This window comes from Cellulophaga sp. 3_MG-2023, from assembly GCF_030546975.1.
Taxonomy (GTDB): Bacteria; Bacteroidota; Bacteroidia; order Flavobacteriales; family Flavobacteriaceae; genus Cellulophaga.
The window spans coordinates 319678-334777 of the sequence record NZ_JAUOPS010000001.1; the positions used below are offsets into that span (position 1 = coordinate 319678).

At 30.3% G+C, this 15100-nt stretch carries 14 protein-coding genes and 1 other RNA gene; 6 read left to right on the forward strand and 9 right to left on the reverse strand.

Features of this window, described 5'->3' with window-relative positions; all coding sequences use genetic code 11:
- Window positions 1–119: 119 nt before the first annotated feature.
- Entirely contained in the window at window positions 120–1403 is a 1284-nt protein-coding gene (fahA, locus tag Q4487_RS01230) for a fumarylacetoacetase (protein WP_303542537.1), read from the reverse strand.
- Between the two features lie 111 nt (window positions 1404–1514).
- On the opposite strand from fahA, the gene glyA reads away from it, so the two are divergent.
- Entirely contained in the window at window positions 1515–2786 is a 1272-nt protein-coding gene (gene glyA, locus Q4487_RS01235; protein ID WP_100896221.1) for a serine hydroxymethyltransferase, read from the forward strand.
- Between the two features lie 56 nt (window positions 2787–2842).
- On the opposite strand, the gene Q4487_RS01240 is transcribed toward glyA, so the two are convergent.
- The 7 genes from Q4487_RS01240 to Q4487_RS01270 form a co-directional block, all read right to left on the reverse strand.
- Window positions 2843–3490, reverse strand: a complete 648-nt coding sequence (locus Q4487_RS01240; protein WP_100896220.1) for a hypothetical protein — start codon at window positions 3488–3490, stop codon at window positions 2843–2845.
- A 150-nt stretch (window positions 3491–3640) separates the two neighbouring features.
- Entirely contained in the window at window positions 3641–4306 is a 666-nt protein-coding gene (locus Q4487_RS01245) for a response regulator (RefSeq protein WP_100896219.1), read from the reverse strand.
- 23 nt (window positions 4307–4329) lie between these two features.
- Entirely contained in the window at window positions 4330–6309 is a 1980-nt protein-coding gene (locus Q4487_RS01250; RefSeq protein WP_303542542.1) for a sensor histidine kinase, read from the reverse strand.
- 88 nt (window positions 6310–6397) lie between these two features.
- A complete protein-coding gene (locus Q4487_RS01255; RefSeq protein WP_303542544.1) occupies window positions 6398–6661 on the reverse strand; it encodes a hypothetical protein in 264 nt (87 codons plus the stop codon).
- A 138-nt stretch (window positions 6662–6799) separates the two neighbouring features.
- On the reverse strand, window positions 6800–7531 hold the full coding sequence (locus Q4487_RS01260) for a LytTR family DNA-binding domain-containing protein (protein WP_100896216.1): 732 nt from the start codon (window positions 7529–7531) through the stop codon (window positions 6800–6802).
- Window positions 7532–7884: 353 nt separating this feature from the next.
- Window positions 7885–8286: a thioesterase family protein gene (locus Q4487_RS01265; protein WP_303542547.1), complete on the reverse strand. Its 402-nt coding sequence runs from the start codon at window positions 8284–8286 to the stop codon at window positions 7885–7887.
- Window positions 8287–8289: 3 nt separating this feature from the next.
- On the reverse strand, window positions 8290–9339 hold the full coding sequence (locus Q4487_RS01270) for a glutaminyl-peptide cyclotransferase (protein ID WP_303542549.1): 1050 nt from the start codon (window positions 9337–9339) through the stop codon (window positions 8290–8292).
- Between the two features lie 88 nt (window positions 9340–9427).
- Here Q4487_RS01270 and ffs point away from each other — a divergent pair.
- The 3 genes from ffs (at window position 9428) to fsa (ending at window position 11148) form a co-directional block, all read left to right on the forward strand.
- An RNA gene (gene ffs / locus Q4487_RS01275) (signal recognition particle sRNA small type) lies at window positions 9428–9525 on the forward strand.
- Window positions 9526–9608: 83 nt separating this feature from the next.
- On the forward strand, window positions 9609–10418 hold the full coding sequence (locus Q4487_RS01280) for an SDR family oxidoreductase (RefSeq protein ID WP_303542551.1): 810 nt from the start codon (window positions 9609–9611) through the stop codon (window positions 10416–10418).
- A 76-nt stretch (window positions 10419–10494) separates the two neighbouring features.
- Window positions 10495–11148 (forward strand): fructose-6-phosphate aldolase, encoded by a 654-nt coding sequence (gene fsa, locus Q4487_RS01285; protein ID WP_303542553.1) that lies wholly within the window; start codon window positions 10495–10497, stop codon window positions 11146–11148.
- Between the two features lie 84 nt (window positions 11149–11232).
- On the opposite strand, the gene Q4487_RS01290 is transcribed toward fsa, so the two are convergent.
- Window positions 11233–12627, reverse strand: coding sequence for a thioredoxin-like domain-containing protein (locus Q4487_RS01290; protein WP_303542555.1), 1395 nt, complete (start codon window positions 12625–12627; stop codon window positions 11233–11235).
- 169 nt (window positions 12628–12796) lie between these two features.
- Here Q4487_RS01290 and Q4487_RS01295 point away from each other — a divergent pair, with 169 nt between their 5' ends.
- The gene (locus tag Q4487_RS01295) at window positions 12797–14419 is read left to right on the forward strand and encodes an ABC-F family ATP-binding cassette domain-containing protein (RefSeq protein ID WP_100896210.1); all 1623 of its coding nucleotides are present in this window, start codon (window positions 12797–12799) and stop codon (window positions 14417–14419) included.
- Between the two features lie 122 nt (window positions 14420–14541).
- Window positions 14542–15096, forward strand: coding sequence for a fasciclin domain-containing protein (locus Q4487_RS01300; RefSeq protein ID WP_303542561.1), 555 nt, complete (start codon window positions 14542–14544; stop codon window positions 15094–15096).
- Window positions 15097–15100 lie beyond the last annotated feature (4 nt).

Below are 15100 nucleotides of genomic sequence, written 5' to 3' on the forward strand. Positions count from 1 at the left end.
TTTAGCCTTTTTATTTTTCTTGTAAGACTAAACTTATTGTCTACTATTTTGATTTATAGTATAATTATTAGGCAAAAAAAATTCCCTTATAAAGGGAATTTTTTAAAAGTTGAGCTATTTTATTTTAAAGGAATAGCAGGTAGTAATTTTGTAGAAACTTCTCCAAAACCAATACGTACACCGTTATTTTCACAGTAACCTCTTAAGGTAACTGTATCATTATCTTGTATAAACTTTCTAGTTTCTCCGTTGGCTAATTCTACAGGCTTAGTTCCTTGCCAAGATAGTTCTAACATAGAGCCGTAAGAATCTGGTGTAGGACCAGAAATTGTACCGCTCCCCATCATATCTCCACTATTAACTTTACAACCATTTACTGTGTGGTGTGCAAGTTGTTGTGCCATTGTCCAATACATATACTTAAAATTAGATTTAGATACTGTTGTTGGTTCACCATTTTCTGGTGTAATATCTACCTCTAAATTAATGTCAAAAGACTTTTCTCCTGTTTGCTGTAAATAGGGTAGTGGCTTAGGTTCTTGTACAGGACTAGCGGTTCTAAAAGGTTCTAAAGCATCTAAAGTAACAATCCAAGGAGAGATTGAAGAAGCAAAGTTTTTAGCTAAAAATGGCCCTAGTGGTACATATTCCCATTTTTGAATATCTCTGGCACTCCAGTCGTTAAAAACAACCATTCCAAAAATATAGTCTTCAGCTTCGTTTACAGGTATTGCCTCACCCAAAAGGTTAGCATCAGTAGTAATAAAAGCTGTTTCTAATTCAAAATCTACTAGTTTAGAAGGTCCAAATACAGGTGTTTCTGCTCCTTTTGGTAATGTTTGCCCGTTAGGTCTATGTACAGGAGTTCCGCTTGGTATAATTGTAGAGCTTCTACCGTGGTAACCAACAGGTATATGCAGCCAGTTAGGTAACAATGCATTGTTAGGATCTCTAAACATTGTACCAATATTAGTAGCGTGTTCTTTACTAGAGTAAAAATCTGTGTAATCACCAATTTGAACTGGTAGTTGCATCTCTACTTCGTCCATAGTAAATAACACAATTTTTTTGTGCTCTTCGTTGTTTTGTAATGCTGTATTATTTATATCAAATATTTCGCTAATTCTGTTACGAACTAAACGCCAAGTTTTTTTTCCGTCTGATATAAAATCATTTAAAGAATCTTGTAAAAATATATCATCTGTTAACGGTATACCATCAAAATACCCTAATTGGTGCAATGCACCTAAATCTATAGCATAGTTTCCTATACGAGTACCTATGGTAATAATATCTTCCCTAGTTAAAAATACACCAAAAGGAATATTCTGAATTGGAAAATCTGAAGTAGAATCAACAGAAATCCAAGATTTTTTTGAAGGATCGTTAGTTTTTATAGGCATATTGTACGTGTTAATTTTTTTTTGATAAATTTCTTTTCAAATATATTATTTTCTTCTGATTAAAGAATCGCAATTTGTATTTTTACACTTTATTAACGCAATAAAATATCTATGCAACGCGATAACCAAATTTTTGATTTAATTAATGACGAAAAAGAACGTCAATTAGAAGGAATAGAATTAATAGCTTCAGAGAATTTTACGAGTCCACAAGTTATGGAAGCTGCAGGCTCTGTGCTTACCAATAAATATGCAGAAGGTTATCCTGGAAAGCGTTATTATGGTGGTTGTGAGGTTGTAGATGAAGTAGAGCAATTGGCTATTGATAGAGCTAAAGAGCTTTTTGGTGCAGAATATGTAAATGTACAGCCACACTCTGGTTCACAAGCAAATGCATCTGTATACCACGCTTGTTTAAAACCAGGAGATACTATTTTAGGTTTTGATTTGTCTCACGGTGGACACTTAACTCACGGTTCTCCAGTAAACTTTTCTGGTCGTTTGTATAACCCAGTTTTTTACGGAGTAGAGGAAGAAACAGGAGTTTTAAATTATGATAAAATACAAGAGATAGCTACTAAAGAAAAGCCAAAAATGATTATTGCTGGTGCTTCTGCTTACTCTAGAGATATAGACTTTGAGCGTTTTAGAGTAATTGCAGATAGTGTTGGTGCTTTGTTGTTAGCAGATATCTCTCATCCAGCTGGTTTAATTGCTAAAGGTATTTTAAATGATCCTATGCCACATTGCCATATTGTTACAACAACTACGCACAAAACATTACGTGGTCCAAGAGGAGGTATGATTATGATGGGGAAAGATTTTGAAAACCCATTTGGAATTAAGCTTAAAAACGGAAACTTGCGTAAAATGTCTGCTTTATTAGATTTGGCAGTTTTTCCAGGGAACCAAGGCGGACCTTTAGAGCATATTATTGCCGCAAAAGCAGTAGCTTTTGGAGAGGCGTTAACTGATGAGTATTTACATTATATGATTCAGGTAAAGAAAAATGCAGCAGCTATGGCCGCAGCATTTGTTAAAAAAGATTATAAAATTATATCTGGTGGTACAGATAACCATATGATGCTTATAGATCTTAGAAATAAAAATATTACAGGTAAGGATGCAGAAAATGCTTTGGTAAAAGCAGATATTACTGCAAATAAAAATATGGTTCCTTTTGATGATAAATCTCCTTTTGTAACATCTGGTATCCGTTTTGGAACTGCAGCTATTACAACACGTGGTTTAAAAGAAGCAGATATGCAAACTATTGTAGACTTTGTAGATGCCGTAATTAATAGCCCAGAAGATGAAGAGGTTATTTTAAATGTTAGAGATAAAGTAAATGCTCTAATGGAAGGTAGAGCATTGTTTAATTAATATTTTAAATAAAAAACCGTTAAATAAATGGAAAACCTTAATTGGTTTTCCATTTATTATATATGATCTATCATAAATAGGTCACCTCTATTTGTGCTGTTGTTGCGCACATCATAAATAACGGCATCTTCTTCAGACTCATAATAAAGTCCCCAGAACCCGAAGTAAGATTTTTCAGTTATATTATTGGTTAAGTTTATATTATCTTCAGATAAAATTGGTAAGTGTATTTCTGTAGGTAGTTCTAAATTTTCAGTCATTAAACACTCTACATTAGTAACTAAGGTATCTAATATAGCATCTAAACTGTTTATAATACTGTTAGTGCACACCTTGCTTATAATTACAGATGTATCTGCTAAATATATTGCGCATTCTGCTATATCTACAAATTGTTCTGTATTACACCTTAGTTTTTCTAAGCTCTTATAAAATTGCTCTAATCTAGATGAGTTAATATCTAACTTGTCTTTTAGCCAATTAGAGTTATTATAATAGCAAACGCTTTCAGATAACCAAAAGTTAGATTGAAATTCTATTCCAATTTCATAGGCATCAGGCTTATTATTTAATACTCTAATTAGAACTTTAGAGAAATATGCTTTCTCTAGTTCATTCCTAAAAATTTCTAGTTGTTCTAATATGCATTCTGGGACGTTATTAGAATACCGTATGTCTTTATATCTCGATGGGTTAGGCATCATAGTATGAATTGTAGGTTATACTTACTACAAAACTATGATGATTTTTTGAGTTTGGATTATACGTAAACCTTGGATTTTTTGAGGTTATTAGCTCAAACGGCAAAAAATATGTTAAATTTTTTAACAAGGTAAGTTGGTACTTACAAGCTTTTAAATAAAACCCCTCCTTTTTGCTTCGTTAATTAAAGCAAGGTCGTTTTCATTTTCAATATCAAAAATAAATTTTAATTTACGTTTTCTTGTTTCTATACCCGTAACAGATAAATTTACATAGTCAACCAAATCTTTAGTTTTTATACCTAATGATAAACGGTAAAGAATTTCTTTATCATCTTCATTAATCATAATGTTGTTAGTCATTGTTTTTCTAAAAACATCTATAGCAGACTTAGAATAGTAGGTGCTGTCGTTTAAAACATTGTCTAATGCTTTTTCTATAACCTCCTCGTTAACTTCTGTTTTAACAATGTAACCATCTGGATTTACTGATGAAAAGATGTTACTAATTCTTAAACTATCACTAAATGAAGATTGAAATATTATTTTTGTTTTTGGTGAAATATCTCTTAAAAGTATTCCTAAGTTTTCTCCTGTTTTATTACCATCAATATTATCTTTATCAGGCCTTTCAATCTGAATATCTAAAAAAGCAACATCAAAAATGTTAGATTCTATTAATTGTTTTGCTTTTTGGTAACTACCTGCTGTGGTTAAGTTTATATTATATTTAGCTGGGTTTATATCTGCAAATGTATACTGGTATCCTTTTAGTATAAGTTGATGATCATCAACAGCTAATATTTTTAGGGTTCGCATATTTTATTAAACTTTGATCTGGGTTATGTATTAAATGTATCTTTTTTATCTAGCGGTATAGAAATGTGAATTTTTGTTCCATTTCCTAATGTACTGTCAATATTTACTTTAGCGTTTATTTTATTAGCTCTAGAAAATATATTTTTAAGCCCTATGCCTCTTTTTTTCTTTTGGAGGTTAAAACCTACACCGTCATCAGATAAAATTACTGATAAATTTGAATTCTTCATACTTAAATCTAATAAAATATTTTCTGCTTTAGAATATTTTACACAATTCTGAACCCCTTCTTGTATCATTCTATAAAGGTTAATTTTAATTTCAGCATTTAAATGATCCCAATCTATTTTATTATCAAATGTAAAACTTGTTTTTATGTTTGAAGCTTTGCCAGTGTTATGTAGTAATTCGATAATAGAATTTGTAAAGTTTTGCATTTTTTTAGAAGAAGCAGCACTTAAGGTGTGCGAAATTGTTCTAATTTCTTCTGCTGTTTCTTGTAATTGTTTTATAAGATCTAAGCGTTCATCAATGGCTTCTTGGTCTGCTCTTTTGTTAGTAGCTTTTAATATTAAACCTATTCCTGTTAAACTGCCTAAAACACCATCATGTAACTCTTGAGATATTCGTATTTGCTCTTCTTGTTTAGCTTTTGCTAGTTTACCTTTTTGATCTAGCATTAGATTAAAAGTCTCTAAGTTGGTTTCTTGCTGCTCTTGTTCAAACCTTAACTTTTGATTTTTTATATATTGACTACCAATTACAAAAACTGCAAAAGCCAGTAGTAGTGCACCAATAACAAAGTATATAAGTAGCTGTTTTTGCTCTTCTAAAACTTCTTTTTCTTCTAAAACTTCGTCTGTTTCATATTTAATTCTGGTAAACTTATCTTGTAGTAACCTTTCTTCTGCAATTAAGCTATCGTTTAACACAATGTACTTATGTGCATAACTACTGGCGTTAATAGGGTCTATAGATGTAAGTAGGTCATAAGCCTGTAATAATCTTTTATTGTTTTTTGTCTTTAATGAATATTCTTCAGCCTTTTTAGCATTATCTAAAGCCTTTGAAGTATCTTTTTTTAGAATATAAAACTCTGCTAAGTTAAAGTGGCTCACTGCTAAACCAGAAATGTCATTTAAACTATCTCTTATTTTTAATGATTGTAATAATTGTTGCTCTACATTAGCAGTATCTTTTAGTTTTAGCTTTGTGTAGGCGTAATTGTCTAATACTTTAGCGTAGAACAAAGTTTTTTTCTCATATAGGCTATCTACAGCAAGTACTTTTTTGTAGTTTTTAATAGCGCTATTATAATCTTCTTTATCTCTATATACATTTGCTATATTATTAACTAATGCAGTATTTATTTTGCTTTTAGGTTTTATTTTTTTGTAGTATTCTTGAGCTTTGTTGTAATATTTTAAGGCTCTATCATGCTCTTTTAAAGCATTAGTAACAGACCCTAAGTTGTTATAAGAGTGATATAAATCTATATCTGTTCCTTTTTTGTTGTCAAATAATTCAATAGCTTTTATGGTAGATATTTCACTGCCTCTATAGTCCTTAACATTAGATTGTATAAGGGAAATAGATCGCAATACCTTACCTTCTTTTATTTGTTTTTTTTGAAGATTAAAAATTTTTTGAGCTTTTAAATAGTAAAAATAACTACTATCTATTTCTACTTTTTTGTCAAAAAAATATCCCAAATCCCAATATGCATTTGCTAATATGGTAGAGTCATTTTGTTTTTTAGATAACTCTATTACTTTTTGGTTCGTTTTTCTAAATTTTAGAGAATCATTTTGTGTTAAATATGTATAAGCTAATGAGTGTAACCTTTTTCTATACAAGGAATCTTTTTTATGTTGTAATAAATTAGTTGTATCACTATTTTTTTGCTCGTATTTTACGTTAACTGTGGTCTCTATTTTTTCTTTTTCATTTTTACATGAAAAGAGTAATGTAGTTATAATAAGTAGAGTACATATTTTTTGCACGAAAATTGGATTTTAGAATAGCCTAAGGTATAAAAAAAGCCTTAAATTTAACATTTAAGGCTTTACTTTTTTATTTCTTAGTTGGTATTTAATCTACAGAACCACCACTACCTTTAGGGCCTTCTACTTCATCATCATCTGTAGCTGCTACGCCACCACTACCTTTAGGGCCTTCTACTTCATCGTCATCTGTAGCTGCTACACCACCGCTACCTTTAGGGCCTTCTACTTCATCGTCATCAGTAAGGCTTACATTTTCATACAGAGCATCATTAGAATTACTATCAGCATCACAAGAAAATAATAATAGACTGAAAATAAACAAGGCAAGTAGGTTAATTAGATTTTTCATAATTTTTGTTTTAGGTTAAATATGTTTTTATTGCTTTGCTAAAGTATAATCAATATCTTATAAAAATAGTAAGAATTTATTTTCATTAGTATGTAGTTGGTTTTTGTGAGTCTATAGTTTATTTTTATTAGTATTTGATTAATTATGTGTAGAAATAGCATTTTTACTAATCTTATTCTTTATAGTATCTATTTTTTCTTTGTATGATTTTGAAAAGGGTAGTTTTACATCACTTTTTCTTATGACGCATACGCTTTTTCCGTAATTAATTCCGGATACGTAGCTGCTATTTATGATGTAACTTTGATGTATTCTTATGAAATTTTCGGGTAATTTGTTTTCAAATGTCTTTAATGTTTTAAAAGCGCTTATTCGTTTACCACTATGCAAGTATATATCTGTGGCGTTGTTGTCTGCTTTTAAATATAATATATCTGAAGTGTCAATATATTGGTAATCTTTATAAGATTGAAGACATAATGTTGGTGAAGTTTCCTTTACTGGAGTTTGCTTTCTTATTTTTAAAACAGATTTCCTAATATCAAATTCATTATATGGTAGTAGCCAATAATCAAAAAATCCATTCTTTATAGCATCATAGGCGTGTTCCTTATTTTTACTTACACCTATTATTAAAGGAATGTTATTTATATATTGATATAAATCTGAAACCATTCTAAAATATTCTTCAGCATTTTTTTGTAGGTCAACGAAAATAATATCAGGACTATATTTTAAAATACTATTTAATGCACTGTTAGAATTTTCTGAAATATCTACACACATAAAGTCATTATACTCTTCTAAAAAATGCTGAAGTTGCAAATTAGAAGAAGCAGAGTTACCTATTATTGTGTATGAGTAATTCATTGCTAATATTCTCTAGCATAAAATTACATATACATTTATGAAACAGATTACACGTAAACCTCTAATTTTTTGTGGTTTTGAGTGTTAAAATGTCTGTTTTTTTGCCTTTTAGGGGTAAAAACTTACAAATAAAAAGGAAAATAGAATAAATAGTTGTTTTCTAGAAAACTGTAAGCATTAATTTTAAGATGATAAATTTTTATTATTTACTGGTGAAATTTTAGAGTCACTTTGGTTTGTTTAAAAAAGAAATTAAGAGTGAAGTTTTTTAAACTGTAATGGTAATTTGTAATATCCTTATTATATAGTAATAAAAAATTATAGCTGTATAATAAGGAGTAGAATTTTATATTTTATTGATTGGTATCAATGAAAATATTCTTTATTTTTTCTGATACACGTATAGGTTTTAAGCTTTTAGCATTTAAAAGGCACCATTCTGTTTTAGATTTTAAAATAAGTTTGTTTGTTTCTGCATTTCTCATTTCTACAATACGAATAGATATTGCTCCTTCAGATTTTTTAATATAGGTTTTAACCTTAATAATATCATTTAAAACAGCAGCAGATTTATACTCTAAAAAATGAGTGCTAACAACCCACATATGGTTGTTTTGTATTTCTTTGCTAGCAGATGCTTGCCAATGTTCTTTAGATATATCTTGTACCCACTGCAAATACCTAACGTTATTAACGTGGTTTAAATCGTCTAAATCATCTGCGGTGACAGTAATAGTTTTGTTGTAGATTTTCACTATTTATTTTTTTAAAATGTTTACCTCAAACATTTTATCCCAATTTTTACCAGTAACAAAAAATGTTTTGGTGGTTGGGTTATATGCAATACCATTTAAAACATCTACATCATCAGTTTTTGTAACCTTATCTTTTAAACCGTTAAAATTAATTATGCCCTCTACAACACCACTCTTTGGATCTATAATTACAGCTACATCTTGGCCAGATTGCCAAGTGTTAGCGTAAATTTTTCCATTAACATACTCTAACTCATTTATTTTAATAAGTTTTTTACTATTTGTATATACTTCAATAGCATCTTCTTCAATTAAAGTATCAGGATTTAATGTCCATATTTTTTCGGAACCATCACTCTTATATAATTTTTCTCCATCATTACAAAAACCCCAGCCTTCTCTACTTTTTCCGTATGTAAATTGGTCTATTTCTTTAAAAGTATTTACATCGTAAACAAATCCAATGTTGCTTTGCCACGTTAAATGGTAAATTTTATCTTTTAAAATAGTTATACCTTCTCCAAACTGGGTATCTTTTAATTTATGCTCCTTATAAATAGTACCTGTTTTATAATCTTTTTTTACCAATACAGATTTCTCTCTCTTTCCAGTACTCTCATATAAGGTATCCTTGTAAAACTCTAAGCCTTGAGTAAAGTAGTTTGGATTATGCGGATACTCATTTAAAATCTCATAAGTATAAATACTAGGTGATGTACCAGCAAACACGGTTATTTTTTTAGAAACCTTAGCTGTAGTATCATCATAACTTACTTCTGCGGTAATAGTTTTGTTGCCTACTTTTTTAGAATTTAATACTAATTTATTATTATTTACTTCAACTTTTTCACCATCTATAGTATATGTTATAGCATTAATAGTTTTGTTTTTTTTGTTCTTAAGGTTAATATCTACTGTTTCATTTTGGTTAAATTTAGCTTTTTTGCCTGTAATTTGAATTTCAAATAGGCTAGAAGCAGGAGTATTTGCTCCTCCGCAAGAAAATAATAAAACTGTTAGTGTGCTGTAAGTTAAAAGCTTAAGTGTTTTCATAATAATGGTGTTAGTATTAGCAAGGTATTTAATTAAAATTAGAATGAAAAATGATTGCGAAAAATTTAAAAGATTGTATATTTGCAACCGGCAAGTCCTACACGACCAGCTCCTGTTTAATCCCCCAGGGTGGGAACGCAGCAAGGGTACGCGGTTGAGCGGTGCGATGTAGGTAGCTTGCCTTTTTTTATGCGCTAAATTTAGCAAAGCATAATTTCCACCATCCTTTATTTATTTGTTAATTTGCACTCATAATTATTTAAAGTAATATGAGTAATAAAGTAGTCTTAATAACAGGCGGTTCTTCAGGTATAGGTAAATCTATAGGTATATATTTAACTGCTAAAGGCTATACCGTATATGGTACAACAAGGAATAAAGAAAAATATCCAGATTTTAATCATTTTAATTTAGTCGATTTAGATGTTAGAAAACCAGAAACAATAAAGTCTGCCGTTTCTTTTGTGATAGAAAAAGAGGGGAGATTAGATGTTTTGGTTAACAATGCTGGTGTTGGTATAACTGGACCAATAGAAGAAACTCCTAACGAAGAAATTTTAAATGCGTTTAATATTAACTTAAACGGACCAATACACTTAATGAAGGCTGTTTTGCCACAAATGAGAAAGCAAAACAATGGTCTAATTATAAATATTACTTCTATTGCTGGTTATATGGGCTTGCCCTACAGAGGAATTTATTCTGCAAGTAAAGGAGCTTTGGGGCTTGTGGTAGAGGCAATGCGTATGGAGGTTAAAGATTTTGGAGTGCATATAACAACTGTTGCACCAGGAGATTTTGCTACAAATATAGCTTCTGGTAGGTACCATGTACCGCTTTTAAATGATTCTGCTTATAAAACTCCTTATGGTAATACATTACAGGTAATGAATGAACATGTAGATTCTGGCGAGGATCCAATACAAGTTGCTAAAATGGTGTTTAAGATAATAAATACAAAAAAGCCAAAAGTGCATTACAAAGTAGGTGCTTTTATGCAGAAATTTTCATTGTTTTTAAAGAGTATTTTGCCAGATAAAACATATGAAAAATTATTATTGAATCATTACAAATTGTAATTTTGCAGAAATTGTAAAATAAGCTGATTAACAGTGAACCTATTATTTAAATCATAATTTTTAAAATAACAAAAAGATGAAATTTTTTATTGACACAGCAAATTTGGCACAAATAAAAGAAGCACAAGAACTAGGTGTTTTGGACGGTGTAACAACTAACCCTTCTTTAATGGCCAAAGAGGGCATTACAGGTAGAGATAATATTTTAAAACATTATGTAGATATCTGCAACATTGTAGATGGTGATGTTTCTGCAGAAGTTATTGCTACGGAATATGAAGCAATGATAAAAGAAGGTACTGAGTTGGCTGAACTACACGAGCAAATTGTTGTTAAATTACCAATGATTAAAGACGGTGTTAAGGCGTGTAAGTATTTCTCTGATAAAGGAATTAGAACTAATGTTACTTTAGTTTTCTCTGCAGGGCAGGCATTATTAGCTGCAAAAGCTGGTGCAACTTATGTTTCTCCTTTTATTGGTAGGTTAGATGATATTTCTACAGATGGTTTAAATCTTATTGCAGAAATTAGACATATTTATGATAACTATGCTTTTTCAACAGAAATATTAGCCGCATCTGTAAGGCACACAATGCACGTTATAGATTGTGCTAAAATTGGTGCAGATGTTATGACAGGGCCTTTATCATCTATAGAAGGTTTGTTAAGACATCCTTTAACTGATAGCGGATTGGCTAAATTTTTAGAAGATTACAAAAAAGGAAACTAACATTTCTTTTTCTAATATAAAAAAATCCCCTAGAATTGCTTCTAGGGGATTTTTTAGTTATATATAAGTTAGGATTTTTACTCTCTAGAACTGACCATACATATTAGCAAAGCCATTAGTAATTTTACCATTTTTAGTTATTATAGCTCTGTTAAGCTTACCGTTTATTATTAAAGCATTGTTTATCTTTTTTAAATCATCTGCTCTATACTGAGTTTCTTTGGTTAAGTTGTTAGCTTTTACAATATTTTCCCAGTTTTTCTTATTTGTTCTTAAGCTTATACCAACAAAAGTATAGTTGTTTTTGTTTTTTTCTTTTAAATCATTCACACGGTTTATGATATTTTTAAAATGAATATTATTTTCTCCCATCCAAAAGTAAAAAACTACATTTTTTTGTTCTTCGCTAATTGTTTTTAGTGTCTTTTGTTCTCCGTTAATATTCTGAACGTATATTCCTGGTAAAACTGAACCTGGTTGTAGTTTTTCTATATTAACAAATAAAGAATCTATTTCTGCTATATGTTTGTTTTTGCTAGCAATCTTATGTAGGTCTGTCATAAATGCCTTGTTGTTCTCATAAGTATCATCAGAACGTAAAAGGTAATTTAAAGCTACATTTCTTATTAGGTTGTCTTTTAAATTTTTTTCTCCAACCATACTGTCTATAAGCCTAAGCTGGTGTTCGCTAAAATGTAATTGGTTTATGTAGTAACTGCCATTTAGCTCGCAACCTTCTTTACAATTAATATAAGACATACCTCCAAAGTGTTGCTTCATAAAATTATAATATGGAGTAATGTAAGTGTAATTTGGGTTGTTGTATGTAAGATCTTTTCGATAAGCATAAAAATCTTCAGGCGGTTGCATAAGTGCCTTTTCTTTTAAAGCTCTTCTGTGTTTAAAAGGATACTTTTCTTTGTATAAATAGGTAGTGTAATCTATTCCTGTTTTAGCAATTGTTACCGCGTTATCAGATAAATTAGCATCGATCTTTAAATTATTTAATGCATTTATTTTTATACTGTGTAAGGAGTCAACTTTTTTACTAAATGCTTTAGGCTCTAAAACATATAATTTATCTACAATGTTTAATTCTTCATTCTCATGAATCAAAAACATTTCAAGTAAAAAGTTATTTATTTCTTGACCAATACCATCAAATACCAACGACTCATCAAAATCTACCGTATTAACTCGTATTAATAGGCTATCTCCTTTTTCTAGGTATATATATTGTACTTCTTTATGCCCAAAATGATATAAACCTTCTTCAGCAGAAGAATCTAATTCAAAAGCAAACCTATTATCATTGTCTAATTTTCTAGAGCAAACTTTACGGTCATCTTTATATAAGACAACACTGTCGTTTTTGGGGTTTACAATTTCACCAGCAAAGTATATGTATGGGGAGTTTTTTTGTTTCTCACCACAACTTATTAATAAAGAAATGGAAAGAAAGAGTAAAAATTTATTCATATAGTAATAGCTAACGTTACACACAAATTTAATGAACCTTAGGGTGTACTATTGTTAATGTGTAGTTAAAAAAATTAATACAAAGATGAAATACATAGTTTATTGGTTAAAATGTATTGGTATTAGGGGTTTAAATTCACTATTTTTGCACAAATTTTAAAATAAAACTATGCTATCAGTATCTAATTTATCTGTTCAATTTGGAAAAAGAATCCTTTTTGATGATGTTAACGTAACTTTTACTCAAGGAAATTGTTATGGTATAATTGGTGCCAATGGTGCTGGTAAATCTACCTTTTTAAAAGTACTATCTGGGCAAATTGATGCCACTTCTGGACACGTACATTTAGAGGCAGGAAAAAGAATGTCTATTCTAGAGCAGAACCACAATGCTTATGATGAGTTTACAGTGCAAGAAACAGTGGTAATGGGTAATAAGCCATTATATAAAATTAAGAAAGAAATTGATGCCCTTTATGCAGATTATGATGATGCTAATGCAGACAGAATAGGGGAGTTGCAAGTTCTTTTTGAAGAAATGGATGGTTGGAATGCAGATAGTGCAGCCGCTACAATGTTGTCTAACTTGGGTATATCTGAAGAGTTTCATTTTTCTTCAATGGCAGATTTAGATTCAAAATTAAAAGTACGTGTGTTATTAGCTCAAGCTTTATTTGGTAGTCCTGATGTTTTAATTATGGATGAGCCTACTAACGACTTGGATTATGAAACCATTAATTGGTTAGAGCGCTTTTTAGCTGGTTATGATAATACTGTAATTGTAGTATCTCACGATAGACACTTTTTAGATGCTGTTTGTACTTCTATAGGTGATATAGATTTTGGTAAACTAAACTTGTATTCTGGTAACTATACGTTCTGGTATGAGAGTAGTCAACTTGCAGCAAGACAAAGAGCACAACAAAATAAGAAAGCAGAAGAAAAAGCAAAAGAACTACAAGAGTTTATTATGCGTTTTAGTGCTAACGTTGCAAAAAGTAAACAAGCAACGTCTAGAAAAAAGATGCTTTCTAAATTAAAAATTGATGATATTAAACCATCAAGTAGAAGGTATCCTGCAATTATTTTTGAAAGAGAAAGAGAAGCCGGAGATCAAATATTAAATGTAGAAAATCTTTCAGCAACCTCAGAAGATGGTGATTTACTTTTTAAAGATGTAAATATAAATTTAGCCAAAGGAGATAAGGTGGCTATAATTTCTAAAGATTCTAGAGCAAGTACTGCTTTTTATGAAATTGTAAATAATAACAAACAAGCTACTACAGGTGAATTTCAATGGGGTGTTACAACATCACAATCTTATTTGCCAGCAGATAACTCAGATTTCTTTAATAAACCAATAAACCTAGTAGATTGGTTGCGTCAATGGGCAAAAACTGAAGAAGAAAGAGAAGAAGTGCACATTAGAGGCTTTTTGGGTAAAATGCTTTTTAGTGGAGAAGAAGGGTTAAAAAAATGTACAGTACTTTCTGGAGGTGAAAAAGTACGTTGTATGTTAAGTAGAATGATGATGCTTAGGGCCAATGTTGTTATGCTAGATGAACCTACAAACCACTTGGATTTAGAGAGTATTACTGCGTTTAACAATTCATTAAAAAACTTTAAAGGAACAGTATTGTTTACTACACATGATCATGAGTTTGCTAATACAGTTGCTAATAGAATAATAGAGTTGACGCCTAATGGAGCTATAGATAGATACTTAACTTTTGATGAGTATATGTCTGATAAGTCTATAAAAGAGCAGAGAGAAAAGCTGTACCAATCTTAATTTAAGGTTATCTTATCGATAAAATACACATTTTATAGTTGTACAGTAATGTAAAAGTTGTATATTGTAGGTGAACTTCACCGTTCACCGACAATCTTAATTATATTTACTTTTACATTCGTATGAAATTCCCCCTAATTCATCTACTACTAGCCTTAGTATCTGCAGGCTATTTATCAGCTCAAAATTCTTCTACAACTACTACAAATCAAGGGATGAACCCCAATTTTTCTATTGTAGAGAATACACAGCAATCACAAACACATAAGACTTTATTGGCAGCAATGCAAGGGTCAGATTTAGAAGACTTGTTACGTAACGATGGTCCTTTTACGGTGTTTGCACCTAATGACAAAGCTTTTAGTAAAATATCGTCAGAGAAAATAACTAAGTTGCTTAAAAGTGAAAATAAAAAAGATTTAACCTCTTTACTTACTTATCATATAATTGCAGGTAAAATATCTGCATCAAAAATTTTAAAGGCAATGTGCCAGGGTAATGGTGTTGCAACTTATACTACTATACAAGGTAAAAAAATTGTTGCTACAATGAAAGGTACAGATATCATACTTACAGATGCTTTAGGGCATTCTGCAAAAATTACAGCTGCAGATGCAGAACAGTGTAATGGTGTAATGCATCTTATAGACAGCGTAATTTTGCCAAAGCAGATTTAAGATA

Bases quoted from the DNA above. Each gene is read 5' to 3' on its own strand.
- fahA (WP_303542537.1), bottom strand. From the start codon at position 1,403: ATGCCTATAAAAACTAACGATCCTTCAAAAAAATCTTGGATTTCTGTT.
- glyA (WP_100896221.1), top strand. From the start codon at position 1,515: ATGCAACGCGATAACCAAATTTTTGATTTAATTAATGACGAAAAAGAA.
- Q4487_RS01240 (WP_100896220.1), bottom strand. From the start codon at position 3,490: ATGATGCCTAACCCATCGAGATATAAAGACATACGGTATTCTAATAAC.
- Q4487_RS01245 (WP_100896219.1), bottom strand. From the start codon at position 4,306: ATGCGAACCCTAAAAATATTAGCTGTTGATGATCATCAACTTATACTA.
- Q4487_RS01255 (WP_303542544.1), bottom strand. From the start codon at position 6,661: ATGAAAAATCTAATTAACCTACTTGCCTTGTTTATTTTCAGTCTATTA.
- Q4487_RS01260 (WP_100896216.1), bottom strand. From the start codon at position 7,531: ATGAATTACTCATACACAATAATAGGTAACTCTGCTTCTTCTAATTTG.
- Q4487_RS01270 (WP_303542549.1), bottom strand. From the start codon at position 9,339: ATGAAAACACTTAAGCTTTTAACTTACAGCACACTAACAGTTTTATTA.
- Q4487_RS01280 (WP_303542551.1), top strand. From the start codon at position 9,609: ATGAGTAATAAAGTAGTCTTAATAACAGGCGGTTCTTCAGGTATAGGT.
- fsa (WP_303542553.1), top strand. From the start codon at position 10,495: ATGAAATTTTTTATTGACACAGCAAATTTGGCACAAATAAAAGAAGCA.
- Q4487_RS01290 (WP_303542555.1), bottom strand. From the start codon at position 12,627: ATGAATAAATTTTTACTCTTTCTTTCCATTTCTTTATTAATAAGTTGT.
- Q4487_RS01295 (WP_100896210.1), top strand. From the start codon at position 12,797: ATGCTATCAGTATCTAATTTATCTGTTCAATTTGGAAAAAGAATCCTT.
- Q4487_RS01300 (WP_303542561.1), top strand. From the start codon at position 14,542: ATGAAATTCCCCCTAATTCATCTACTACTAGCCTTAGTATCTGCAGGC.